Source organism: Sanguibacter hominis ATCC BAA-789 (genome assembly GCF_012396185.1).
GTDB classification, from domain to species: domain Bacteria; phylum Actinomycetota; class Actinomycetes; order Actinomycetales; family Cellulomonadaceae; genus Flavimobilis; species Flavimobilis hominis.
In genome coordinates this window covers 617,190-640,139 of the sequence record NZ_JAAXOW010000001.1, presented here as the reverse complement: position 1 = coordinate 640,139, position 22,950 = coordinate 617,190, and the positions used below count along the sequence as shown (strand labels likewise).

At 66.4% G+C, this 22,950-nt stretch carries 27 protein-coding genes; all 27 read left to right on the top strand.

The annotated features are described in order from the left end of the window. Positions 1–162 precede the first annotated feature (162 nt). The 27 genes from rpoB (at position 163) to rplO (ending at position 22,887) form a co-directional block, all read left to right on the top strand. Positions 163–3,672, top strand: coding sequence for a DNA-directed RNA polymerase subunit beta (gene rpoB / locus HF995_RS02980; protein ID WP_168446293.1), 3,510 nt, complete (start codon positions 163–165; stop codon positions 3,670–3,672). A 123-nt stretch (positions 3,673–3,795) separates the two neighbouring features. Beyond that, positions 3,796–7,677: a DNA-directed RNA polymerase subunit beta' gene (locus tag HF995_RS02975; protein ID WP_168446292.1), complete on the top strand. Its 3,882-nt coding sequence runs from the start codon at positions 3,796–3,798 to the stop codon at positions 7,675–7,677. A 594-nt stretch (positions 7,678–8,271) separates the two neighbouring features. After that, complete coding sequence (rpsL, locus tag HF995_RS02970; RefSeq protein ID WP_098457564.1) at positions 8,272–8,646, top strand: 30S ribosomal protein S12; 375 nt, start codon at positions 8,272–8,274, stop codon at positions 8,644–8,646. Continuing rightward, the gene (rpsG, locus tag HF995_RS02965; RefSeq protein WP_098457563.1) at positions 8,646–9,116 is read left to right on the top strand and encodes a 30S ribosomal protein S7; all 471 of its coding nucleotides are present in this window, start codon (positions 8,646–8,648) and stop codon (positions 9,114–9,116) included. Before rpsL ends, rpsG begins: the two co-directional genes overlap by 1 nt. A gap of 93 nt (positions 9,117–9,209) precedes the next feature. Continuing rightward, positions 9,210–11,312: an elongation factor G gene (fusA, locus tag HF995_RS02960; RefSeq protein ID WP_168446291.1), complete on the top strand. Its 2,103-nt coding sequence runs from the start codon at positions 9,210–9,212 to the stop codon at positions 11,310–11,312. A gap of 130 nt (positions 11,313–11,442) precedes the next feature. Continuing rightward, positions 11,443–12,633 (top strand): elongation factor Tu, encoded by a 1,191-nt coding sequence (gene tuf / locus HF995_RS02955; protein WP_168446290.1) that lies wholly within the window; start codon positions 11,443–11,445, stop codon positions 12,631–12,633. A gap of 490 nt (positions 12,634–13,123) precedes the next feature. Continuing rightward, complete coding sequence (gene rpsJ, locus HF995_RS02950; protein ID WP_098457560.1) at positions 13,124–13,432, top strand: 30S ribosomal protein S10; 309 nt, start codon at positions 13,124–13,126, stop codon at positions 13,430–13,432. Positions 13,433–13,448: 16 nt separating this feature from the next. Continuing rightward, complete coding sequence (rplC, locus tag HF995_RS02945) at positions 13,449–14,108, top strand: 50S ribosomal protein L3 (RefSeq protein ID WP_168446289.1); 660 nt, start codon at positions 13,449–13,451, stop codon at positions 14,106–14,108. A gap of 4 nt (positions 14,109–14,112) precedes the next feature. Further along, positions 14,113–14,808, top strand: coding sequence for a 50S ribosomal protein L4 (gene rplD / locus HF995_RS02940; protein WP_168446288.1), 696 nt, complete (start codon positions 14,113–14,115; stop codon positions 14,806–14,808). Further along, a complete protein-coding gene (gene rplW / locus HF995_RS02935; RefSeq protein ID WP_098457557.1) occupies positions 14,805–15,107 on the top strand; it encodes a 50S ribosomal protein L23 in 303 nt (100 codons plus the stop codon). Before rplD ends, rplW begins: the two co-directional genes overlap by 4 nt. A 32-nt stretch (positions 15,108–15,139) precedes the next feature. After that, a complete protein-coding gene (rplB, locus tag HF995_RS02930) occupies positions 15,140–15,976 on the top strand; it encodes a 50S ribosomal protein L2 (RefSeq protein ID WP_098457556.1) in 837 nt (278 codons plus the stop codon). A gap of 14 nt (positions 15,977–15,990) precedes the next feature. Then, on the top strand, positions 15,991–16,272 hold the full coding sequence (rpsS, locus tag HF995_RS02925; RefSeq protein ID WP_098457555.1) for a 30S ribosomal protein S19: 282 nt from the start codon (positions 15,991–15,993) through the stop codon (positions 16,270–16,272). Then, positions 16,269–16,682, top strand: a complete 414-nt coding sequence (gene rplV / locus HF995_RS02920; protein WP_098457554.1) for a 50S ribosomal protein L22 — start codon at positions 16,269–16,271, stop codon at positions 16,680–16,682. The genes rpsS and rplV overlap by 4 nt, the downstream gene beginning before the upstream one ends. A 2-nt stretch (positions 16,683–16,684) precedes the next feature. Beyond that, positions 16,685–17,506: a 30S ribosomal protein S3 gene (rpsC, locus tag HF995_RS02915; RefSeq protein WP_168446287.1), complete on the top strand. Its 822-nt coding sequence runs from the start codon at positions 16,685–16,687 to the stop codon at positions 17,504–17,506. Positions 17,507–17,508: 2 nt separating this feature from the next. After that, a complete protein-coding gene (rplP, locus tag HF995_RS02910; RefSeq protein ID WP_168446286.1) occupies positions 17,509–17,928 on the top strand; it encodes a 50S ribosomal protein L16 in 420 nt (139 codons plus the stop codon). Further along, on the top strand, positions 17,928–18,167 hold the full coding sequence (gene rpmC / locus HF995_RS02905) for a 50S ribosomal protein L29 (RefSeq protein ID WP_098457551.1): 240 nt from the start codon (positions 17,928–17,930) through the stop codon (positions 18,165–18,167). Before rplP ends, rpmC begins: the two co-directional genes overlap by 1 nt. 7 nt (positions 18,168–18,174) lie before the next feature. After that, on the top strand, positions 18,175–18,462 hold the full coding sequence (gene rpsQ / locus HF995_RS02900; protein ID WP_098457550.1) for a 30S ribosomal protein S17: 288 nt from the start codon (positions 18,175–18,177) through the stop codon (positions 18,460–18,462). A gap of 123 nt (positions 18,463–18,585) precedes the next feature. Beyond that, on the top strand, positions 18,586–18,954 hold the full coding sequence (rplN, locus tag HF995_RS02895; protein ID WP_098457549.1) for a 50S ribosomal protein L14: 369 nt from the start codon (positions 18,586–18,588) through the stop codon (positions 18,952–18,954). Position 18,955: 1 nt separating this feature from the next. After that, positions 18,956–19,306, top strand: a complete 351-nt coding sequence (gene rplX, locus HF995_RS02890; RefSeq protein ID WP_168446285.1) for a 50S ribosomal protein L24 — start codon at positions 18,956–18,958, stop codon at positions 19,304–19,306. Further along, the gene (gene rplE / locus HF995_RS02885) at positions 19,306–19,866 is read left to right on the top strand and encodes a 50S ribosomal protein L5 (RefSeq protein ID WP_168446284.1); all 561 of its coding nucleotides are present in this window, start codon (positions 19,306–19,308) and stop codon (positions 19,864–19,866) included. Before rplX ends, rplE begins: the two co-directional genes overlap by 1 nt. 1 nt (position 19,867) lies before the next feature. Beyond that, the gene (locus HF995_RS02880) at positions 19,868–20,053 is read left to right on the top strand and encodes a type Z 30S ribosomal protein S14 (protein ID WP_098457546.1); all 186 of its coding nucleotides are present in this window, start codon (positions 19,868–19,870) and stop codon (positions 20,051–20,053) included. 76 nt (positions 20,054–20,129) lie between these two features. Then, positions 20,130–20,528, top strand: coding sequence for a 30S ribosomal protein S8 (gene rpsH, locus HF995_RS02875; protein ID WP_168446283.1), 399 nt, complete (start codon positions 20,130–20,132; stop codon positions 20,526–20,528). Positions 20,529–20,552: 24 nt separating this feature from the next. Beyond that, the gene (gene rplF / locus HF995_RS02870; RefSeq protein WP_168446282.1) at positions 20,553–21,092 is read left to right on the top strand and encodes a 50S ribosomal protein L6; all 540 of its coding nucleotides are present in this window, start codon (positions 20,553–20,555) and stop codon (positions 21,090–21,092) included. Between the two features lie 2 nt (positions 21,093–21,094). Next, a complete protein-coding gene (gene rplR, locus HF995_RS02865) occupies positions 21,095–21,466 on the top strand; it encodes a 50S ribosomal protein L18 (RefSeq protein WP_168446281.1) in 372 nt (123 codons plus the stop codon). Positions 21,467–21,506: 40 nt separating this feature from the next. Further along, entirely contained in the window at positions 21,507–22,175 is a 669-nt protein-coding gene (gene rpsE, locus HF995_RS02860) for a 30S ribosomal protein S5 (protein WP_168446280.1), read from the top strand. Further along, positions 22,175–22,357, top strand: coding sequence for a 50S ribosomal protein L30 (gene rpmD / locus HF995_RS02855; RefSeq protein WP_098457541.1), 183 nt, complete (start codon positions 22,175–22,177; stop codon positions 22,355–22,357). Before rpsE ends, rpmD begins: the two co-directional genes overlap by 1 nt. Before the next feature lie 2 nt (positions 22,358–22,359). Further along, complete coding sequence (gene rplO / locus HF995_RS02850; RefSeq protein ID WP_168446279.1) at positions 22,360–22,887, top strand: 50S ribosomal protein L15; 528 nt, start codon at positions 22,360–22,362, stop codon at positions 22,885–22,887. Positions 22,888–22,950: the final 63 nt, after the last annotated feature.

The window sequence follows — 22,950 nt, the reverse complement described above, 5'->3', positions numbered from 1 at the left end:
CGGGGTCCGTTATGCTAGCGCTTTGCGCTGGCCTGTGCCTGCAATCTCAGATAACCCATCGTAGCGGAACGTCGTGCCTAGGCGACCGACGCGCGATGCGGCCGGGGGATCGCACCAGCCACGACCGCCGCAGAGCTCACGAACCGCAGGGAAGGACCCCTCTTGGCTGCCTCGCGCATCCCTAATGCTCCGTCCGCCGATGCGATCGCCCACCGCACGGCATCCAGGCGACTGTCATTCGCCAAGATCTTTGAGCCGCTCGAGGTCCCCGACCTCCTCGGGCTGCAGACCGAGAGCTTCGACTGGCTTCTCGGGAACGAGAAGTGGCAGGCCCGCGTCGCCGCTGCTGTCGAGGCCGGTCGCCGCGACGTCCCCGACACCTCCGGTCTGGAGGAGATCTTCGCTGAGATCTCCCCGATCGAGGACTTCGGGTCCACGATGTCCCTCTCCTTCTCCAACCACCGCTTCGAGCCGCCGAAGTACACGGCGGAGGAGTGCAAGGAGAAGGACTTCACGTACGCCGCGCCACTGTTCGTCACGGCTGAGTTCGTGAACTACAACACCGGTGAGATCAAGAGCCAGACCGTCTTCATGGGCGACTTCCCGCTCATGACGACGCGTGGCACGTTCATCATCAACGGCACCGAGCGCGTCGTCGTCTCGCAGCTCGTCCGTTCGCCGGGCGTCTACTTCGAGCGCATCGCCGACAAGACGAGCGACAAGGACATCTTCTCCGCGAAGATCATCCCCTCGCGTGGTGCCTGGCTCGAGTTCGAGATCGACAAGCGCGACGCCGTCGGCGTCCGTGTCGACCGCAAGCGCAAGCAGTCCGTCACCGTCCTGCTCAAGGCCCTCGGCCTGACCGAGTCCGAGATCCGCGAGGAGTTCAAGGACTTCCCGGCTGTCCTCGACACCCTCGAGAAGGACAACGTCCAGACGCAGGACGAGGCGCTCGTCGACCTCTACCGCAAGATCCGCCCGGGCGAGCCGCCCACCGTCGAGGCGGGCCGCAACCTGCTCGACAACTTCTACTTCAACTCCAAGCGCTACGACCTCGCGAAGGTCGGCCGCTACAAGCTGAACAAGAAGCTCGGCCGCGACGCCGACCTCCACGACTCGGTCCTCGCCGTCGGCGACATCGTCGCGACGATCAAGTACCTCGCCGCGCTGCACGCCGACGTCGCCACGATCCCCGGCCTCAAGGACGGCGAGCCGATCGAGGTCCGCGCCGAGACGGACGACATCGACCACTTCGGCAACCGCCGCATCCGCGCCGTCGGTGAGCTCATCCAGAACCAGGTCCGCACGGGCCTGTCCCGGATGGAGCGCGTCGTGCGCGAGCGCATGACGACGCAGGACGTCGAGGCGATCACGCCGCAGACCCTGATCAACATCCGCCCGGTCGTGGCGTCGATCAAGGAGTTCTTCGGCACGTCGCAGCTCTCGCAGTTCATGGACCAGAACAACCCGCTCGCGGGCCTGACGCACAAGCGTCGCCTCTCCGCGCTCGGCCCGGGCGGTCTCTCTCGTGACCGCGCCGGCATGGAGGTCCGTGACGTCCACCCGTCGCACTACGGCCGCATGTGCCCGATCGAGACCCCTGAAGGCCCGAACATCGGCCTCATCGGCTCGCTCGCGTCCTTCGGTCGCATCAACCCGTTCGGCTTCATCGAGACGCCGTACCGCAAGGTCGAGAACGGGCGCGTGTCGGACGACGTCGTGTACCTCACGGCCGACGACGAGGACCGCCACATCATCGCCCAGGCGAACCAGGCGCTGAACCCCGACGGTTCCTTCGTCGACGAGCGCGTGCTCGTCCGCACGAAGGGCGGCGAGGTCGAGATCGTCCCCGGTGCGAACGTCGACTACATGGACGTCTCGCCGCGCCAGATGGTGTCGGTCGCGACCGCGCTCATCCCGTTCCTCGAGCACGACGACGCCAACCGCGCACTCATGGGCGCGAACATGCAGCGCCAGGCCGTGCCGCTCGTCCGCTCCGAGGCGCCGCTCGTCGGCACCGGCATGGAGTGGCGTGCTGCGGTCGACGCCGGTGACGTCATCGTCGCGACCAAGCCCGGTGTGGTCCGCGAGGTCTCTGCAGACCTCGTCGTCGTCGCCAACGACGACGCCACCACGACGAGCTATCGCATCGCGAAGTTCCGCCGCTCGAACCAGGGCACGTCCTACAACCAGCGCGTGCTGGTCGACGAGGGCACCCGCGTCGAGTCCGGGTCCGTCCTGGCGGACGGTCCTGCGACCGACGGCGGCGAGCTCGCGCTCGGGCGCAACCTGCTCGTCGCGTTCATGTCGTGGGAGGGCCACAACTACGAGGACGCGATCATCCTGTCGCAGCGCCTCGTCCAGGACGACGTCCTCTCCTCGATCCACATCGAGGAGCACGAGATCGACGCTCGCGACACGAAGCTCGGCCCTGAGGAGATCACGCGGGACATCCCGAACGTCTCCGAGGACGTCCTGGCGGACCTCGACGAGCGCGGCATCATCCGCATCGGTGCTGAGGTCGGCGCGGGCGACGTGCTCGTCGGCAAGGTCACGCCCAAGGGTGAGACCGAGCTGACCCCGGAGGAGCGTCTGCTCCGCGCGATCTTCGGCGAGAAGGCTCGCGAGGTCCGTGACACGTCCCTCAAGGTGCCCCACGGCGAGTCCGGCACGGTCATCGGCGTCAAGGAGTTCCGTCGTGAGGACGGCGACGAGCTGCCCGCCGGTGTCAACGAGCTCGTCCGCGTGTACATCGCTCAGCGACGCAAGATCACCGCAGGCGACAAGCTCGCCGGCCGCCACGGCAACAAGGGCGTCATCTCGACGATCCTGCCCGTCGAGGACATGCCGTTCCTCGCTGACGGCACGCCGGTCGACATCATCCTCAACCCGATGGGTGTCCCCGGCCGTATGAACGTCGGTCAGGTGCTCGAGGTCCACCTCGGGTGGATCGCGGCGCAGGGCTACGACGTCAAGTTGGCCGAGGGTGACCTCGAGTGGCTCAAGTCGCTGCCCGAGGTCGCGCACGCGTCCGACCCCGGCCGCCCGCTCGCGACCCCGGTCTTCGACGGTCTCGAGGAGGACGCGCTCACGGGCCTCATGGGCGCGACCATCCCGAACCGTGACGGCGACCGCATGGTCGGCACGGACGGCAAGGCGCGGCTCTTCGACGGACGCTCCGGCGAGCCGTTCCCGGAGCCTGTCTCGGTCGGCTACATGTACATCCTGAAGCTGCACCACCTCGTGGACGACAAGATCCACGCGCGCTCCACCGGTCCGTACTCGATGATCACGCAGCAGCCGCTGGGTGGTAAGGCGCAGTTCGGTGGTCAGCGCTTCGGTGAGATGGAGGTGTGGGCACTCGAGGCCTACGGCGCCGCTTACACGCTCCAGGAGCTGCTCACGATCAAGTCCGACGACGTCCCCGGCCGGGTCAAGGTCTACGAGGCGATCGTCAAGGGCGAGAACATCCCCGACTCGGGCATCCCTGAGTCGTTCAAGGTGCTTCTCAAGGAGATGCAGTCGCTCTGCCTGAACGTCGAGGTGCTGTCGTCCGACGGTGTCTCGATCGAGATGCGCGAGTCCGACGACGAGGTGTACCGCGCTGCGGAGGAGCTGGGCATCGACCTGTCCCGCCGTCCCAACGCTGCCTCCAGCATCGACGAGATCTGATATCGGGTGCGCCGCCCGCTCCGCGTGAGCGATGCGGGCGGCGCGACCTGACACATTCTTCAGCCTCCATAGCGCCGGCGACGGATCCACGACCGCCCGGCGAACCAAGGAAGTAGGAACACCTTGCTCGACGTCAATGTCTTCGACGAGCTGCGCATCGGAATGGCCACCGCGGAGGACATCCGCACCTGGTCCCACGGTGAGGTCAAGAAGCCCGAGACCATCAACTACCGCACCCTCAAGCCTGAGAAGGACGGACTCTTCTGCGAGAAGATCTTCGGCCCGACCCGGGACTGGGAGTGCTACTGCGGCAAGTACAAGCGCGTGCGCTTCAAGGGCATCATCTGCGAGCGGTGTGGCGTCGAGGTCACGCGCTCGAAGGTGCGCCGTGAGCGCATGGGCCACATCGAGCTCGCCGCTCCCGTCACCCACATCTGGTTCTTCAAGGGTGTGCCCTCGCGTCTGGGCTACCTGCTGGACCTCGCCCCGAAGGACCTCGAGAAGGTCATCTACTTCGCGGCGTACATGATCACCTCGGTCGACGAGGCCGGTCGCCAGGAAGACCTCCCGAACCTCCAGAACGAGATCGACCTGGAGAAGAAGGAGATCACCGACCGTCGCGACAGCGAGATCGAGAACCGCGCCCAGCGCCTCGAGCAGGACCTCGCGGCCCTGGAGGCCGAGGGTGCCAAGGCTGACGCGCGCCGCAAGGTCCGCGACTCTGCCGAGCGTGAGATGGCTCAGATCCGCAAGCGTGCGGACGCCGAGCTCGACCGCCTCGAGCGGGTGTGGGACCGGTTCAAGAACCTCAAGGTCGCGGACCTCGAGGGTGACGAGCTGCTCTACCGCCAGCTGCAGGACCGCTACGGCAACTACTTCGAGGGCTCGATGGGCGCTGCGGCGATCCAGAAGCGCCTGCAGGACTTCGACCTCGAGGCCGAGTCCGAGAACCTCCACGAGATCATCCGCACGGGCAAGGGCCAGAAGAAGACCCGCGCCCTCAAGCGCCTGAAGGTCGTCAACGCGTTCCTCACGACGACCAACTCGCCCACGGGCATGGTTCTCGACGCTGTCCCGGTCATTCCGCCGGACCTGCGCCCGATGGTGCAGCTCGACGGTGGCCGCTTCGCGACGTCGGACCTCAACGACCTGTACCGCCGCGTCATCAACCGCAACAACCGCCTGAAGCGTCTGCTCGACCTCGGTGCTCCCGAGATCATCGTGAACAACGAGAAGCGGATGCTCCAGGAGGCCGTCGACGCGCTGTTCGACAACGGACGTCGCGGACGTCCGGTGACCGGACCGGGCAACCGCCCGCTGAAGTCGATCTCCGACATGCTCAAGGGCAAGCAGGGTCGATTCCGCCAGAACCTGCTCGGCAAGCGCGTCGACTACTCGGGCCGTTCGGTCATCGTGGTCGGCCCGCAGCTCAAGCTGCACCAGTGCGGCCTGCCGAAGCAGATGGCGCTCGAGCTGTTCAAGCCGTTCGTCATGAAGCGTCTCGTGGACCTCAACCACGCGCAGAACATCAAGTCCGCGAAGCGGATGGTCGAGCGTGCGAAGCCGGTCGTGTGGGACGTCCTCGAAGAGGTCATCACCGAGCACCCGGTCCTCCTCAACCGTGCGCCTACGCTGCACCGTCTGGGTATCCAGGCGTTCGAGCCCCAGCTCGTCGAGGGCAAGGCGATCCACCTGCACCCGCTCGTCTGCGCAGCGTTCAACGCTGACTTCGACGGTGACCAGATGGCCGTGCACCTGCCGCTCTCGGCCGAGGCTCAGGCCGAGGCCCGCATCCTCATGCTGTCGAGCAACAACATCCTCAAGCCGTCGGACGGCCGTCCGGTGACCATGCCCTCGCAGGACATGATCATCGGGCTGTTCCACCTGACGTCGGACCGCGAGGGTGCGACGGGTGAGGGACGCGCCTTCTCCTCGGTGGCCGAGGCGATCATGGCGTTCGACCAGGGCACGCTGGACCTCAACGCGGTCGTGAAGATCCGCATGGAGGACCTCGTCCCGCCGGTCAGCGACTTCGAGGCTCCTGAGGGTTGGGAGCAGGGTCAGCCGATCCTGTTCGAGACCACGCTCGGCCGCGCGCTGTTCAACGAGACGCTCCCGGTCGACTACCCGTACGTCAACGGGGTCGTCGACAAGAAGCAGCTCTCCGCGATCGTCAACGAGCTCGCTGAGAAGTACCCGAAGGTCGAGGTGGCCGAGTCGCTCGACGCGCTCAAGGCTGCGGGCTTCCGCTGGGCGACGCGCTCGGGCGTCACGATCGCGATCTCCGACGTCAACACGCCGCTCGAGAAGCGTCAGATCCTCGACGACCACGAGGCCAAGGCGCTCACGGTCCAGCAGCAGTACGAGAAGGGCCTGATCACTGACGACGAGCGTCGTCAGGAGCTCATCGAGATCTGGACCCAGGCCACCGACAAGGTCGCCAAGGTCATGAAGGAGAACTTCGAGAGCCACGCCCGCAACACGGTCTACCGGATGGTGGGCTCGGGTGCTCGTGGTAACTGGATGCAGGTTCGTCAGATCGCCGGTATGCGTGGTCTCGTGGCGAACCCGAAGGGTGAGATCATCCCGCGTCCGATCAAGTCGAACTACCGCGAGGGTCTGTCCGTCCTCGAGTACTTCATCGCGACGCACGGTGCCCGTAAGGGTCTCGCTGACACCGCGCTGCGTACGGCGGACTCGGGCTACCTGACCCGTCGTCTGGTGGACGTCTCGCAGGATGTCATCGTCCGCGAGGAGGACTGCGGCACGGAGCGCGGGCTGCTGCTCGCGGTCTCAGAGCAGGGCCCCGACGGCGTCTTCCGTCGTCACCCGAAGGTCGAGACGAGCATCTACTCGCGCTCGCTCGCGAGCCGCGTCGAGGTCGACGGCAAGGTCATCGGCGAGGCCGGCGACGACGTGGGTGACGTCCTGATCGACGCCCTCGTCGAGGCCGGCGTGGTGGACCTCAAGGTCCGGTCGGTGCTCACGTGCGAGTCCCGCGTCGGTACGTGCGCCAAGTGCTACGGCCGCTCGCTCGCGACCGGCAAGCTCGTGGACATCGGTGAGGCTGTCGGCATCATCGCCGCACAGTCGATCGGTGAGCCGGGCACGCAGCTGACCATGCGTACCTTCCACACCGGTGGTGTCGCCTCGGCAGACGACATCACGCAGGGTCTGCCGCGTGTCACGGAGCTCTTCGAGGCTCGCACCCCGAAGGGTGAGAGCCCGATCGCCGAGTACTCGGGCCGGATCACGATCGACGAGGCCGAGCGGTCGCGTCGTCTCGTGCTCACGCCCGACGACGGCTCCGAGGAGATCGCGTACCCGGTGACCAAGCGTGCTCGCCTCCTCGTCGAGGACGGTCAGCACGTCGAGGTCGGCACGCAGCTCGTCCAGGGCGCGGTGGACCCGAAGAAGGTCCTGCGCATCCTCGGCCCGCGCGCGACGCAGAAGCACCTCGTGGACGAGGTCCAGGAGGTCTACCGCTCGCAGGGTGTGGACATCCACGACAAGCACATCGAGGTCATCGTGCGGCAGATGCTGCGGCGCGTCACCGTCCTCGAGTCGGGTGGCACCAACCTGCTGCCGGGTGAGCTCGCGGAGCGCACGCGCTTCGAGGACCAGAACCGTGCGGCCGTCGCCGAGGGCGGCGCGCCTGCGGCTGGCCGTCCGGAGCTCATGGGCATCACGAAGGCGTCGCTCGCGACGGACTCGTGGCTGTCGGCGGCGTCCTTCCAGGAGACGACGCGCGTGCTCACGGAGGCCGCCATGAGCGGTCGCCGCGACCCGCTGCTCGGCCTCAAGGAGAACGTCATCCTCGGTAAGCTCATCCCGGCCGGCACCGGCCTCCCGCGCTACGGCAACGTGGAGGTCGAGCCGACGGAGGAGGCGAAGGCGGAGCTCTACCCGAGCTTCGGCTACGACGAGATCGACTTCCCGACGCTCGGTATGGGCTCGGGTGACGCGATCCCGCTCGACGAGATCGACTTCGGCGACTTCCAGTGATCTGAGGGCTGCCGAAAGCTCTGAACGAGGGGCCCGCCGCGTAAGCGGCGGGCCCCTCGTCGTCCTGCTGAGCACTACCGGTCGGCGAGTCGTCAGGGCTTCCTGTCCGACGTAGGGGAGAGGGGTGGGGCTCCAGGTCTGCAGCCGCTGCGGTGAGGCAGGTCACCGGGTACCGAGCCGCGAGCCCTTTGACACCGCGACTGTTGCGCGGATAACGTTGGCACTCGTGCCCGTGTCGTCGGGCATCCGCATGCGCTGCCAGCGCTCCGCGCCCTTGGGCCCGGGGAGCCTCCTGCACACCAGGAGAGCGGCGGCCTGCGGAATCGATTCGCGAGAAGTCGGCGCGTCGGGTCTTGACCCAGACCGCGCCGGTCTCCCGTGGATCGGCACCGCCCCAGGTGAGCGGATGCGACCGACGACGTGGCGGGCATTCCGGCAAGCCGGGTCGCGAGACCTGGTGAGCTGGACCATCGAGCCGGTGGTAGTTGGCGTTCCGTCTGCGGAAGCAGGCGGAGGTGTGCGCTGATGCTGGCGGCGCGACACAGACCAAACCTGCGGGACCACCCGCACAGCTCGAGAAGACACGGAGACGTAGTGCCTACGATCCAGCAGCTCGTCCGCAAGGGGCGGACGTCCAAGGTCGGGAAGTCGAAGACCCCGGCCCTCAAGGGCTCCCCGCAGCGGCGCGGCGTGTGCACCCGCGTGTACACCACCACCCCCAAGAAGCCGAACTCGGCGCTCCGGAAGGTCGCCCGTGTGCGCCTCTCGAGCCAGATCGAGGTCACGGCGTACATCCCCGGCGTCGGGCACAACCTGCAGGAGCACTCGATCGTGCTCGTGCGCGGCGGTCGTGTGAAGGACCTCCCCGGTGTCCGCTACAAGATCGTGCGCGGCGCGCTCGACACGCAGGGCGTCAAGAACCGCAAGCAGGCGCGTAGCCGCTACGGCGCGAAGAAGGAGAAGGCCTGATGCCTCGTAAGGGTCCGGCCCCGAAGCGGCCGCTCATCGTCGACCCGGTCTACGGATCGCCCGTCGTCACCCAGCTCGTCAACAAGGTCCTCCTGGACGGCAAGAAGTCGACCGCCGAGGCGATCGTCTACGGTGCCCTCGAGGGTGTTCGCGGCAAGGTCGACGGTGACCCCGTCGTCGTGCTCAAGCGTGCGCTCGAGAACATCCGCCCCGCGCTCGAGGTCCGCTCGCGCCGCGTCGGTGGTGCGACCTACCAGGTGCCCGTCGAGGTCCGCCCGACGCGTGCGACCACCCTCGCGCTGCGTTGGCTCGTCGACTACTCGCGCGCTCGCCGCGAGAAGACGATGACCGAGCGCCTCATGAACGAGATCCTCGACGCCTCCAACGGCCTGGGTGCCGCTGTCAAGCGCCGCGAGGACATGCACAAGATGGCCGAGTCCAACAAGGCCTTCGCGCACTACCGCTGGTAATTCCGAACGGCGCCCCGGTTCTCCGGGGCGCCTTCGGGCACCTGGGCGCGAGCCCCCCACGTACGACCTCCACCGCTAAAGGGGAACACCACCGTGGCACTTGACGTGCTGACCGACCTGAACAAGGTCCGCAACATCGGCATCATGGCCCACATCGATGCTGGTAAGACGACGACCACCGAGCGCATCCTCTTCTACACGGGTGTCAACTACAAGATCGGTGAGACGCACGACGGCGCGTCGACGATGGACTGGATGGAGCAGGAGCAGGAGCGCGGCATCACGATCACGTCCGCCGCGACGACCTGCTACTGGAAGAACAACCAGATCAACATCATCGACACCCCCGGGCACGTCGACTTCACGGTCGAGGTCGAGCGTTCGCTCCGTGTCCTCGACGGTGCGGTTGCCGTGTTCGACGGCAAGGAGGGCGTCGAGCCCCAGTCGGAGACCGTCTGGCGCCAGGCCGACAAGTACAACGTCCCGCGCATCTGCTTCGTCAACAAGATGGACAAGCTCGGCGCTGACTTCTACTTCACCGTCGACACGATCATCAACCGCCTCAAGGCGAAGCCGCTCGTCATCCAGCTGCCGATCGGCGCCGAGAACGACTTCATCGGCGTCGTCGACCTGCTCGAGATGAAGGCGCTCGTCTGGCGTGGCGAGACGAAGCTCGGCGAGCACTACGAGATCGAGGAGATCCCGGCCGACCTCCAGGAGAAGGCTGAGCAGTACCGCGCTCAGCTCATCGAGGACATCGCGGAGGCCGACGAGGCTCTCCTCGAGAAGTACCTCGGTGGCGAGGAGCTCTCGATCGCCGAGATCAAGTCCGGCATCCGCAAGCTCGTCATCGCTGGCGAGGCCTTCCCGGTCATGTGCGGTTCGGCGTTCAAGAACAAGGGCGTCCAGCCCATGCTCGACGCCGTCATCGACTACCTCCCGTCGCCCCTCGACGTCCCCGCCATCGACGGCACGGACGTCAAGGACGAGGAGAAGGTCATCACCCGCCACCCGGACGCTTCGGAGCCGTTCGCGGCTCTCGCGTTCAAGGTCGCGACGCACCCGTTCTTCGGCAAGCTCACCTATGTCCGCGTGTACTCGGGCAAGGTCGCGCAGGGCGCTCAGGTGCTCAACTCGACCAAGGGCAAGAAGGAGCGCATCGGCAAGCTCTTCCAGATGCACTCCAACAAGGAGAACCCGGTCGAGGAGGCCTCGGCAGGTCACATCTACGCGTTCATCGGCCTGAAGGACGTCACGACCGGTGACACGCTGTGCGCTACCGACGCGCCCGTCATCCTCGAGTCGATGACCTTCCCTGAGCCTGTCATCGACGTCGCGATCGAGCCGAAGACGAAGGCCGACCAGGAGAAGCTCGGCGTCGCGATCCAGAAGCTCGCCGAGGAGGACCCGACCTTCCGCGTCAAGCTCGACGAGGAGACAGGCCAGACCGTCATCGGCGGCATGGGCGAGCTCCACCTCGACATCCTCGTCGACCGCATGCGTCGCGAGTTCAAGGTCGAGGCCAACGTCGGCAAGCCGCAGGTCGCGTACCGCGAGACGATCCGCCGCGCGGCGGAGAAGATCGACTACACGCACAAGAAGCAGACCGGTGGTTCGGGTCAGTTCGCCAAGGTCCAGGTGACCTTCGAGCCGCTCGACACCTCCGAGGGCGAGCTCTACAAGTTCGAGAACGCCGTCACCGGTGGTCGTATCCCGCGTGAGTACATCCCGTCCGTCGACCAGGGCATCCAGGCTGCGATGCAGCTCGGTGTGCTCGCCGGCTTCCCCCTCGTGGGCGTCAAGGCGATCCTGCTCGACGGCGCGTACCACGACGTCGACTCGTCCGAGATGGCGTTCAAGATTGCCGGCTCGATGGTCCTCAAGGAGGGCGTCAAGCGGGCGGACCCGGTTCTTCTCGAGCCGGTCATGGCGGTCGAGGTGCGTACGCCCGAGGAGTACATGGGCGACGTCATCGGCGACATCAACTCTCGTCGTGGCATGATCCAGTCCATGGAGGATGCGACCGGCGTGAAGGTGGTGCGCGCTCAGGTGCCGCTCTCCGAGATGTTCGGGTACATCGGTGACCTGCGGTCGAAGACCCAGGGTCGCGCTGTGTACTCGATGCAGTTCGACAGCTACTCCGAGGTCCCTCGGAACGTTGCCGAAGAGATCATCAAGAAGACCCGGGGCGAGTGAGTCCCCACAGGTCGACCATCCAGTAACAACCATCAACCTGTAGCGACCCGCACGCCCGGCAGATGCTCCGCCCCTCGGGGCGGGCACCTGCATCGTTCGGCACAACTACCCAAGTCCCAGGAGGACCCCAGTGGCGAAGGCCAAGTTCGAGCGGACCAAGCCGCACGTCAACATCGGTACCATCGGTCACGTCGACCACGGTAAGACGACGCTGACGGCGGCCATCTCCAAGGTGCTGCACGACAAGTTCCCGGACGTGAACCCTGAGTTCAAGTTCGACGAGATCGACAAGGCGCCCGAAGAGAAGCAGCGCGGCATCACGATCAACATCGCGCACATCGAGTACGAGACGGACAAGCGCCACTACGCGCACGTCGACGCTCCCGGTCACGCTGACTACATCAAGAACATGATCACCGGCGCCGCTCAGATGGACGGCGCGATCCTCGTGGTCGCGGCGACCGACGGCCCGATGGCTCAGACCCGTGAGCACGTTCTGCTCGCCCGCCAGGTCGGTGTTCCCTACCTGCTGGTCGCGCTGAACAAGTCCGACATGGTCGACGACGAGGAGATCCTCGAGCTCGTCGAGATGGAGGTGCGCGAGCTCCTCTCCTCGCAGGGCTTCGACGGTGACGAGGCTCCGGTCATCCGCGTCTCGGGCCTCAAGGCGCTCGAGGGCGACCCGACCTGGGTCAAGTCCGTCGAGGACCTCATGGAGGCTGTCGACAACAACGTCCCGGACCCGGTCCGTGACCTCGACAAGCCCTTCCTCATGCCGATCGAGGACGTCTTCACGATCACCGGTCGTGGCACCGTCGTCACCGGCAAGGTCGACCGTGGCGCTCTCCAGGTGAACTCCGACGTCGAGATCGTCGGTATCCGCCCCGCGCAGAAGACCACCGTCACGGGCATCGAGACGTTCCACAAGTCGATGGACGAGGCGCAGGCTGGTGACAACACCGGTCTTCTGCTCCGTGGCATCAAGCGCGAGGACGTCGAGCGTGGCCAGGTCGTCGTGAAGCCGGGCTCCATCACCCCGCACACGCACTTCGAGGCTCGCGTCTACATCCTCAGCAAGGACGAGGGCGGGCGTCACAACCCGTTCTACTCGAACTACCGTCCGCAGTTCTACTTCCGTACGACGGACGTCACCGGCGTCATCACGCTGCCCGAGGGCACCGAGATGGTCATGCCCGGCGACAACACCGAGATGTCGGTCGAGCTCATCCAGCCGATCGCCATGGAGGAGGGCCTCGGCTTCGCCATCCGTGAGGGTGGCCGTACCGTCGGCTCCGGCCAGGTCACCAAGATCATCAAGTGACCTCAGGTCACCGATGAGCTAGACGCACGGTTCGCCGGCTCCGCCGGCGGCTGAGCACAGCAAGGCCCGTCTCTCGCGAGGCGGGCTTTGCTGCGTCTGGGGAGTGCCAGGCGGACGTGACGACGCGCCCGAGCGCGTGTGCGTCGCACGTCACTACGACGAGGGTTTGTGCTGGGCGGTGGTCCCGTGGCAAGATGTTCAGGTTGCCTGTTACGGGCGCGCTCATTCATGTATCGAACAGTGTGTTGATCCGCGTGGAATCGCGAGGTGGACTCTCTGTGCGTACAGATCGAGATACTTCGCGATGAGCCCCCGTCAGACAAGAAGACGTTGTGGACGGCGCGCACCCCGCTCTGCGGGATGCGGACCAGCACATCACCAACGGCCCAGCACCCACCCGGGTGATCGGGTTCGGGTGCGACGCACATGCGACACGCCCGAGCGCGGGGGTCGGACAGTAGCGGTTCGAGAGAGAGAGTCAGACGACGCCATGGCGGGACAGAAGATCCGCATCCGGCTCAAGTCCTACGACCACGAAGTCATCGACAGTTCGGCGCGCAAGATCGTCGACACGGTGATTCGCGCTGGTGCGACGGTCGTGGGCCCGGTGCCGTTGCCGACGGAGAAGAACGTTTTTTGCGTCATCCGGTCGCCTCACAAGTACAAGGACAGCCGCGAGCACTTCGAGATGCGCACGCACAAGCGCCTCATCGACATCATCGATCCCACGCCGAAGGCGGTCGACTCGCTCATGCGTCTCGACCTTCCTGCGGACGTGAACATCGAGATCAAGCTCTGATCGGGGAGGAGAGAAGATGACTACCCCTCAGAACAACAGGCCGGTGACGGCTGTGCTCGGCACGAAGCTCGGGATGACGCAGCTCTGGGACGAGGCCGGTCGCCTCGTGCCCGTGACCGTCGTCGCCGTCGGCACCAACGTGGTCACCCAGGTCCGCAGCGCTGAGACGGACGGCTACACCGCCGTCCAGCTCGCCTACGGCCAGGTTGACCCCCGCCGCGTCAGCCAGCCGCTGACCGGTCACTTCGAGAAGGCGGGCGTCACGCCTCGCCGTCACGTCGCCGAGGTCCGCACCTCCGACGCGGCCGAGTACACGCTCGGCCAGGAGATCACCGCTGAGGCGTTCGCCGCCGGCGCTGTGGTCGACGTCGTGGGCACGACCAAGGGCAAGGGCACCGCGGGTGTCATGAAGCGTCACGGCTTCCACGGTGTCGGCGCCTCGCACGGTGCCCACCGCAACCACCGCAAGCCCGGCTCGATCGGTGGCGCTTCCACGCCGTCGCGCGTGTTCAAGGGCATGAAGATGGCTGGTCGCATGGGCAACGCCCGCAAGACCACCCAGAACCTGACGATCCACGCCGTGGACGCCGAGAAGGGTCTGCTGCTCGTCAAGGGCGCGGTTCCTGGCCCCAAGGGCGGCGTCGTCCTCGTGCGCAGCGCCGTGAAGGGAGCCTGACATCATGGCTGACACGCTGACCGTCGACGTCATCGACGCCAAGGGCAAGAAGTCCGGCACTGCCGCGCTTCCCGCCGAGGTGTTCGACGTCCAGACGAACGTCCCGCTGATCCACCAGGTCGTGGTTGCGCAGCTCGCTGCCGCCCGCCAGGGAACGGCCGACACCAAGACTCGGGCCGAGGTCCGTGGTGGTGGCAAGAAGCCGTACAAGCAGAAGGGCACCGGCCGCGCCCGTCAGGGTTCGACCCGCGCCCCGCACTTCGCCGGTGGTGGCGTCGTGCACGGGCCGACGCCGCGTGACTACACGCAGCGCACCCCCAAGAAGATGAAGGCTGCCGCCCTGCGCGGTGCGCTCTCCGACCGCGCGCGCAACGGCCGCGTGCACGTCGTCACGGGCTTCGGTATCGACGGCAAGCCGTCGACCAAGGCCGCTGTGGCTGCGCTGGCGAACCTGTCCTCGCGCAAGAACGTGCTCGTCGTGCTCGAGCGTGGCGACGAGCTCACGCTCAAGTCGCTCCGCAACGTCGAGCAGGTGCACCTCCTGGTCGCTGACCAGCTGAACACGTACGACGTGCTCATCTCGGACGACGTCGTCTTCACGCAGGCGGCTCTCGAGGCGTTCGTGGCCGGTCCCGCCAAGGGTCCGTCCGCCACGGCAGTGGCCTCGTCCGCTGAGATCATCGAGGAGGACGCCAAGTGAGCGAGCTTCAGAAGAACCCGCGCGACATCCTGATCGCGCCGGTCGTCTCCGAGAAGAGCTACGGGCTGCTCGACGAGGGTAAGTACACCTTCGTCGTGGACCCCCGTGCCAACAAGACCGAGATCAAGATCGCGGTCGAGAAGGTCTTCGGCGTCAAGGTCGATTCCGTGAACACGATCAACCGCAAGGGCAAGTCGCGGCGGACGAAGTTCGGCATCGGTAAGCGCAAGGACACCAAGCGTGCGATCGTCTCCCTCCGCGAGGGCTCGATCGACATCTTCGGCGGGCCGGTCGGCTGACGCCGGCGATAGCAGATTGAGGACATATCCCCATGGGAATCCGTAAGTACAAGCCGACGACGCCGGGGCGCCGCGGCGCGAGCGTCGCCGACTTCGTCGAGATCACGCGGTCGGAGCCGGAGAAGTCGCTGGTCCGTCCGCTGACGAAGACCGGCGGCCGTAACAACACCGGTCGCATCACGACCCGTCACAAGGGTGGTGGCCACAAGCGTGCCTACCGCGTCATCGACTTCCGTCGTCATGACAAGGACGGCGTGCCGGCCAAGGTCGCTCACATCGAGTACGACCCCAACCGCACCGCCCGCATCGCCCTCCTGCACTACGCGGACGGCGAGAAGCGCTACATCATCGCGCCGAACAAGCTGAAGCAAGGTGACTTCGTCGAGGCTGGTCCCAGCGCCGACATCAAGCCCGGCAACAACCTGCCGCTGCGCAACATCCCGACCGGTACGGTCATCCACGCCATCGAGCTTCGGCCCGGCGGCGGCGCGAAGATCGCACGTTCGGCTGGCACCTCGGTCCAGCTCGTCGCGAAGGACGGCCCCTACGCCCAGCTGCGTATGCCGTCCGGCGAGATCCGCAACGTCGACGCGCGCTGCCGCGCGACTGTCGGCGAGGTCGGCAACGCCGAGCAGTCGAACATCAACTGGGGCAAGGCCGGCCGCATGCGCTGGAAGGGCGTCCGCCCGACCGTCCGTGGTGTCGTGATGAACCCGATCGACCACCCGCACGGTGGTGGTGAGGGCAAGACGTCCGGTGGTCGTCACCCGGTGAGCCCCTGGGGCAAGCCCGAGGGCCGTACCCGCCGTCCGAACAAGGCGAGCGACAAGCTCATCGTGCGTCGCCGTCGTACTGGCAAGAAGCGCTGATAGGAGCCTGACAGATGCCACGCAGCCTGAAGAAGGGTCCTTTCGTCGACGGACACCTTCAGAAGAAGGTCGACGCACAGAACGAGGCCGGGACCAAGAACGTCATCAAGACGTGGTCCCGCCGGTCGGTCATCACGCCCGACTTCCTCGGACACACTTTTGCCGTGCACGACGGCCGGAAGCACACGCCTGTCTTCGTGACCGAGTCGATGGTGGGCCACAAGCTGGGCGAGTTCGCCCCGACCCGCACTTTCCGCGGTCACGTGAAGGACGACAAGAAGGGTAGAAGGCGATGAGCGCAGGAGCTCAGAAGGAGATCAGCGCCAAGCGCAAGAACCTTCTCGGCGAAGACGTCGCTGGCGACTTCGCGGTCGCACGCTTCGTGCGTGCCACGCCGCAGAAGGTCCGCCGCGTGGCTGACCTGGTCCGTGGGAAGAGCGTCGACGACGCGCTGACCGCGCTCCAGTTCGCCCCGCAGGCAGCGGCCGAGAACGTCTACAAGGTCATCGAGTCGGCTGCGGCTAACGCGGTCAACAACCAGGGCCTCGTCCGCGAGAAGCTCGTCGTGACCAAGCTCATGGTCGACGAGGGTCCGACGCTCAAGCGCTTCCGCCCCCGGGCGCAGGGTCGCGCGAGCCGCATCCTCAAGCGCACGAGCCACATCACCGTGGTCGTTGAGCCGCGCGAAGAGAAGAAGGGGGCCTGACAGTGGGACAGAAGGTTCACCCGCTCGGGTACCGTCTCGGCATCACCACCGACCACCGGTCGCGCTGGTTCGCCGACAGCACCAAGCCTGGCCAGCGTTACCGCGACTACGTCCGCGAGGACGTCGAGATCCGCAAGCTCATGGCCACCGGCCTCGAGCGTGCTGGTATCGCCAAGGTCGAGATCGAGCGCACCCGTGACCGCGTCCGCGTGGACATCCACACGGCGCGCCCGGGTATCGTCATCGGTCGCCGTGGCGCCGAGGCCGACCGCATCCGCGGCGAGCTCGAGAAGCTCACGGGCAAGCAGGTCCAGCTGAACATCCTCGAGGTCAAGAACGCCGAGATCGAGGCACAGCTGGTCGCCCAGGGCATCGCCGAGCAGCTCGCGAGCCGTGTGTCGTTCCGCCGTGCCATGCGCAAGGGCATGCAGTCCGCGCAGCGCGCTGGCGCCAAGGGCATCCGTGTCCAGTGCGCCGGTCGTCTGGGCGGCGCCGAGATGAGCCGTTCGGAGTTCTACCGCGAGGGCCGTGTGCCCCTGCACACGCTCCGCGCGAACATCGACTACGGCTTCTTCGAGGCCCGCACGACCTTCGGCCGCATCGGCGTGAAGGTCTGGATCTACAAGGGCGACATGACGGAGAAGGAGTTTGCTCGCGAGCAGGCTTCCCAGGCTCCGCGTGGCCGCGGTGGACGTGGCGGCAACGACCGTCCCGTGCGCGGCGGTCGTCGCCAGGAGCGTCCGGCCACCGCCGAGGCGCCCGCCCAGGCCGAGGCCCCCGCCCAGGAGGCGCCCGCGGCCGTCGAGACCGGAACGGAGGCCTGAGCATGCTGATCCCGCGCAGGCTCAAGCACCGCAAGCAGCACCACCCGAACCGCTCGGGTGCTGCCAAGGGCGGTACGCAGATCGCTTTCGGTGAGTACGGCATCCAGGCTCTCGAGCCCGCCTACGTCACCAACCGTCAGATCGAGTCCGCTCGTATCGCCATGACGCGTCACATCAAGCGTGGTGGAAAGGTGTGGATCAACATCTACCCCGACCGTCCGCTGACCAAGAAGCCCGCCGAGACCCGCATGGGTTCCGGTAAGGGTTCGCCGGAGTGGTGGATCGCCAACGTCAAGCCGGGCCGCATCGTCTTCGAGCTGGCCGGTGTCGACGAGGCCCTGGCCCGTGAGGCCATGCGCCGTGCGATGCACAAGCTTCCGATGAAGTGCCGTTTCGTGGTGCGCGAGGGTGGTGTGAACTGATGGCTATCGGTAGCAAGGATCTTGCTGTCACGGAGCTCGACGGGTTCGACAACGACCGTCTGGCTGCTGAGCTCGAGAAGGCGAAGCAGGAGCTCTTCAACCTGCGGTTCCAGTCGGCCACCGGCCAGCTGGAGAGCCACGGCCGTCTGAAGGCCGTCCGCCGCGACATCGCGCGGATCTACACGATCCTGCGTGAGCGCGAGCTCGGCATCCGTACCGCCCCGAGCGTGAGTGAGTGAGACTGACATGAGCGACAACACCACCGCAGCGGCGGTCGAGGCAGAGCGCAACCAGCGCAAGACGCGCCGCGGCTACGTCGTGAGCGACAAGATGGACAAGACTGTCGTGGTCGAGGTCGAGGACCGCGTCAAGCACCCGCTCTACGGCAAGGTCATCCGCCGCACGAGCAAGGTCAAGGCACACGACGAGCAGAACTCGGCCGGCATCGGCGACCTGGTCGTTATCATGGAGACGCGGCCGCTGTCCGCCTCCAAGCGCTGGCGCCTCGTCGAGATCGTCGAGAAGGCCAAGTAGCACGTGCTTCGGCGGGGCGGGGTCCATCCACGCGATAGACTTCGCCCTGCCGCAGTTCCAGAAAGTATCCGTTCGGCAAGGCTCGCACGCGCGAGAACCAGCTCGACGACAGGAGTTCAGTAAATGATCCAGCAGGAGTCGCGACTTCGCGTCGCCGACAACACTGGTGCCAAGGAGATCCTTTGCATCCGTGTACTCGGTGGCTCGGGCCGTCGCTACGCCGGAATCGGCGACACCATCGTCGCTACCGTCAAGGATGCAATCCCTGGCGGGAACGTCAAGAAGGGTGACGTGGTCAAGGCCGTCGTCGTCCGCACCGTCAAGGAGCGTCGCCGCCCGGACGGTTCCTACATCAAGTTCGACGAGAACGCGGCCGTCATCCTGAAGAACGACGGGGAGCCGCGCGGCACCCGCATCTTCGGGCCGGTCGGTCGTGAGCTGCGTGACAAGCGCTTCATGAAGATCATCTCGTTGGCTCCGGAGGTGATCTGACATGGCGAAGATCAAGAAGGGTGACCAGGTCCTGGTCATCGCCGGGCGTGACAAGGGCAAGACCGGTCGCGTCCTCGAGGTCCTCAAGGACTCCGACCGCGTCATCGTCGAGGGTGTCCAGCGCGTCACCAAGCACGTCAAGGCCGGCCAGACGCAGCGTGGTTCGCGCACCGGTGGGATCGAGACCGTCGAGGCCCCGATCCACATCAGCAACGTGCAGTACTACGACGCCGAGGCCAAGCGCGGCAAGCGTCTCGGCGCACGCACCGAGACCGTCCAGCGCGACGGTCGCGACCGCACCGCCCGCGTCCGCGTGACCCGCGGCCACGGCGACGCCGAGAAGGACATCTGATGACTGAGACCACCGCGAAGCCGCGTCTGAAGACGCGCTACAACGACGAGATCGTCGCCGCCATGCGCGAGCAGTTCTCGTACGGCAACGTCAACGAGGTCCCGCGCCTGACCAAGATCGTGGTCAACATGGGTGTCGGCGACGCCGCCAAGGACTCGAAGCTGATCGAGGGCGCCATCCGCGACCTCACTGCGATCACGGGTCAGAAGCCGCAGGTCACCAAGGCCCGCAAGTCCATCGCTCAGTTCAAGCTCCGTGAGGGCATGCCGATCGGCGCGCACGTCACGCTGCGCGGCGACCGCATGTGGGAGTTCGCGGACCGTCTGCTGTCGGTCGCGCTTCCCCGCATCCGTGACTTCCGCGGTCTGTCGGGCAAGCAGTTCGACGGCAACGGCAACTACACGTTCGGCCTGAACGAGCAGTCGATGTTCTACGAGATCGACCCCGACAAGATCGACCGGGTTCGCGGCATGGACATCACCGTGGTCACGACCGCGAAGTCCGACGACGAGGGCCGTGCGTTCCTCCGTCTCCTCGGCTTCCCTTTCAAGGAGAACTGACATGGCTAAGAAGGCCCTGATCAACAAGGCTGCCGCAAAGCCCAAGTTCGCGGTTCGTGCCTACACCCGGTGCCAGCGGTGCGGTCGTCCGCACTCCGTGTACCGCAAGTTCGGACTCTGCCGCGTGTGCGTCCGGGAGATGGCTCACCGCGGTGAGCTCCCGGGCGTCACGAAGAGCAGCTGGTAACAACTACGTCGCAGGTCTGCGGCGCCGCTGAGGCGGACGTCGTGGATACCCCGGCGAGGAAGGGCTGAAGCCCACAATGACGATGACCGATCCCATCGCAGACATGCTCACGCGTCTGCGTAATGCGAACTCGGCTCAGCACGACACGGTCTCCATGCCGTTCTCGAAGCTGAAGTCGAACATTGCCGAGATCCTGAAGGCCGAGGGCTACATCGCCGGCTGGTCCGTTGAGGACGCTCAGGTCGGCAAGACCCTCATCCTGGAGCTGAAGTACACCTCCAGCCGCGAGCGCGCCCTCTCGGGCATCCGCCGCATCTCGAAGCCCGGCCTCCGCGTCTACGCGAAGTCCACGAACCTGCCGAAGGTCCTCGGCGGGCTCGGCGTGGCGATCCTGTCCACGTCCTCGGGTCTTCTCACGGACAAGCAGGCCGCAAAGAAGGGCGTGGGTGGGGAAGTCCTCGCCTACGTCTGGTAACCGGAAGACGGAGAGGAGAACACCATGTCTCGCATTGGCAAGATTCCCGTCCCGGTTCCCGCTGGAGTGGACGTCACCATCAGCGGCGCTCTCGTGACCGTGAAGGGCCCCAAGGGCACTCTCGAGCACGTCGTGCCCGCCCCCATCGAGATCGCTCGTGACGAGGACGGCGCGCTCGTCGTGACCCGTCCCAACGACGAGCGCGAGTCTCGTGCCCTGCACGGTCTCACCCGCACGCTCCTCGCGAACGTGATCACCGGTGTGACCGAGGGTTACGAGAAGAAGCTCGAGATCGTCGGCACGGGTTACCGCGTCGCGGCGAAGGGCTCGGACCTCGAGTTCGCCCTCGGCTTCAGCCACCCTGTGGTCGTGTCCGCCCCTGAGGGCATCACGTTCGCGGTCGAGAGCCCCACGAAGTTCTCGGTCAGTGGCATCAGCAAGCAGCAGGTCGGCGAGGTCGCCGCGAACATCCGCAAGATCCGCAAGCCTGAGCCCTACAAGGGCAAGGGTGTGCGCTACGCCGGCGAGAACGTCCGCCGCAAGGCCGGAAAGGCTGGTAAGTGACCATGGCGATCAAGATTCTGGGCAAGGGCACTGCCGTTGCTCGCAAGCGCCGTCACCTGCGTCTGCGGAAGAAGGTCGCCGGCACCGCCGTGCGTCCCCGTCTCGTCGTGACGCGCTCCGCCCGTCACATCACGGCTCAGGTCGTGGACGACGCTGTCGGCCGCACGCTCGCGTCCGCCTCGACCCTCGAGGCAGACCTCCGCGCTCTGGAGGGCGACAAGTCCGCCAAGGCGCGCAAGGTCGGCGAGCTCGTCGCCGAGCGTGCGAAGGCCGCTGGCATCGACACCGTCGTCTTCGACCGCGGTGGGAACAAGTACCACGGCCGGGTGGCAGCTGTCGCCGACGGGGCCCGCGAAGGCGGTCTGACCCTGTGACGACGCGATCCATCTCCGCACGGAAGCAAAGGACGAACTGATGGCTGCAGGGCAGCGCAGCAACACCGGCGCCCCCACGGGCGGCGCCAGCAACGAGAACGACCGCCAGGGCGGTCGTCGCAACGACCGTGACGGTCGCCGCGACAACCGTCGCAACGAGGCAGCTGACAAGAACGCGTTCCTCGAGCGCGTCGTCACGATCAACCGTGTCTCGAAGGTCGTCAAGGGTGGCCGCCGCTTCAGCTTCACCGCGCTCGTCGTGGTGGGTGACGGCAACGGCACCGTCGGCGTCGGCTATGGCAAGGCCAAGGAAGTTCCCGCGGCCATCGCCAAGGGCGTCGAGGAGGCGAAGAAGAACTTCTTCTCCGTCCCGCTCATCCAGCGCACGATCCCGCACCCGGTGACGGGTGAGGCTGCTGCCGGCGTGGTGTTCCTGCGTCCGGCCGCTCCGGGTACCGGTGTGATCGCCGGTGGTCCGGTGCGCGCGGTCCTCGAGTGCGCGGGCATCCACGACGTCCTGTCGAAGTCGCTCGGTTCCTCGAACGCGATCAACATCGTGCACGCCACGGTGGCCGGTCTGCGTGCGCTCGAGCGGCCTGAGGCTGTCGCAGCGCGTCGCGGTCTGCCGCTCGAGGAGGTCGCTCCGGCGGCTCTCCTCCGTGCGCAGGCGGCCGGCAAGGCCGCCCAGGCAGCTGAGGTTGGTGCATGATGGCACGTCTCAAGGTGACCCAGAAGAAGTCCGCCATCGGCGGCAAGCAGAACCAGCGCGACACGCTGCGCTCGCTCGGCCTCAAGCGGATCGGTGACACCGCCGTGAAGGAGGACCGTCCCGAGATTCGCGGCATGGTCGCTACGGTGGCGCACCTCGTCACCGTCGAGGAGGTCGACTGATCATGGCTGACGCCGAGAAGAAGGCTCCGGCCAAGAAGCCGGCTGCCAAGAAGACGGCCGCTGCTCCGGCAGCGACCGAGGGTGCCGGCGGCACCCTGAAGGTCCACCACCTTCGTCCCGCCCCGGGCGCCAAGACCGCCAAGACCCGCGTGGGTCGTGGTGAGGCGTCCAAGGGTAAGACGGCCGGTCGTGGTACCAAGGGCACGAAGGCTCGTTACCAGGTCCCGACCCGCTTCGAGGGTGGGCAGATGCCGCTGCACATGCGTCTGCCCAAGCTCCGCGGGTTCAAGAACCCGTTCCGCACCGAGTACCAGGTCGTGAACCTGGAGAAGCTCGGCTCGCTGTACCCCGAGGGTGGCACGGTCACCGTCGAGGACCTCGTGGCCAAGGGCGCGGTTCGTGGTGGGCAGCTCGTCAAGGTGCTCGGCACCGGCGAGATCACCGTGAAGCTTGATGTCACGGTGGACGCCCTCTCCGCGTCGGCGAAGGACAAGATCCTCGCCGCCGGTGGGTCCGTCTCGGACAGCTGACAGCCATCGACGGGGCCGAGTGTGCACTGCACACCCGGCCCCGTCGTGCTTGATGCGTGGTAC

Bases quoted from the DNA above. Each gene is read 5' to 3' on its own strand.
- rplV (WP_098457554.1), top strand. From the start codon at position 16,269: ATGAGCGCAGGAGCTCAGAAGGAGATCAGCGCCAAGCGCAAGAACCTT.
- rplO (WP_168446279.1), top strand. From the start codon at position 22,360: ATGGCTGACGCCGAGAAGAAGGCTCCGGCCAAGAAGCCGGCTGCCAAG.
- rpsE (WP_168446280.1), top strand. From the start codon at position 21,507: ATGGCTGCAGGGCAGCGCAGCAACACCGGCGCCCCCACGGGCGGCGCC.
- rpsG (WP_098457563.1), top strand. From the start codon at position 8,646: ATGCCTCGTAAGGGTCCGGCCCCGAAGCGGCCGCTCATCGTCGACCCG.
- HF995_RS02880 (WP_098457546.1), top strand. From the start codon at position 19,868: ATGGCTAAGAAGGCCCTGATCAACAAGGCTGCCGCAAAGCCCAAGTTC.
- rplR (WP_168446281.1), top strand. From the start codon at position 21,095: ATGGCGATCAAGATTCTGGGCAAGGGCACTGCCGTTGCTCGCAAGCGC.
- rplF (WP_168446282.1), top strand. From the start codon at position 20,553: ATGTCTCGCATTGGCAAGATTCCCGTCCCGGTTCCCGCTGGAGTGGAC.
- rpsQ (WP_098457550.1), top strand. From the start codon at position 18,175: ATGAGCGACAACACCACCGCAGCGGCGGTCGAGGCAGAGCGCAACCAG.
- rpsH (WP_168446283.1), top strand. From the start codon at position 20,130: ATGACGATGACCGATCCCATCGCAGACATGCTCACGCGTCTGCGTAAT.
- rplC (WP_168446289.1), top strand. From the start codon at position 13,449: ATGACTACCCCTCAGAACAACAGGCCGGTGACGGCTGTGCTCGGCACG.
- rpmD (WP_098457541.1), top strand. From the start codon at position 22,175: ATGGCACGTCTCAAGGTGACCCAGAAGAAGTCCGCCATCGGCGGCAAG.
- rplB (WP_098457556.1), top strand. From the start codon at position 15,140: ATGGGAATCCGTAAGTACAAGCCGACGACGCCGGGGCGCCGCGGCGCG.
- rpsS (WP_098457555.1), top strand. From the start codon at position 15,991: ATGCCACGCAGCCTGAAGAAGGGTCCTTTCGTCGACGGACACCTTCAG.
- rplX (WP_168446285.1), top strand. From the start codon at position 18,956: ATGGCGAAGATCAAGAAGGGTGACCAGGTCCTGGTCATCGCCGGGCGT.
- rplP (WP_168446286.1), top strand. From the start codon at position 17,509: ATGCTGATCCCGCGCAGGCTCAAGCACCGCAAGCAGCACCACCCGAAC.
- rpsJ (WP_098457560.1), top strand. From the start codon at position 13,124: ATGGCGGGACAGAAGATCCGCATCCGGCTCAAGTCCTACGACCACGAA.
- rplD (WP_168446288.1), top strand. From the start codon at position 14,113: ATGGCTGACACGCTGACCGTCGACGTCATCGACGCCAAGGGCAAGAAG.
- rplE (WP_168446284.1), top strand. From the start codon at position 19,306: ATGACTGAGACCACCGCGAAGCCGCGTCTGAAGACGCGCTACAACGAC.
- rplN (WP_098457549.1), top strand. From the start codon at position 18,586: ATGATCCAGCAGGAGTCGCGACTTCGCGTCGCCGACAACACTGGTGCC.
- rpmC (WP_098457551.1), top strand. From the start codon at position 17,928: ATGGCTATCGGTAGCAAGGATCTTGCTGTCACGGAGCTCGACGGGTTC.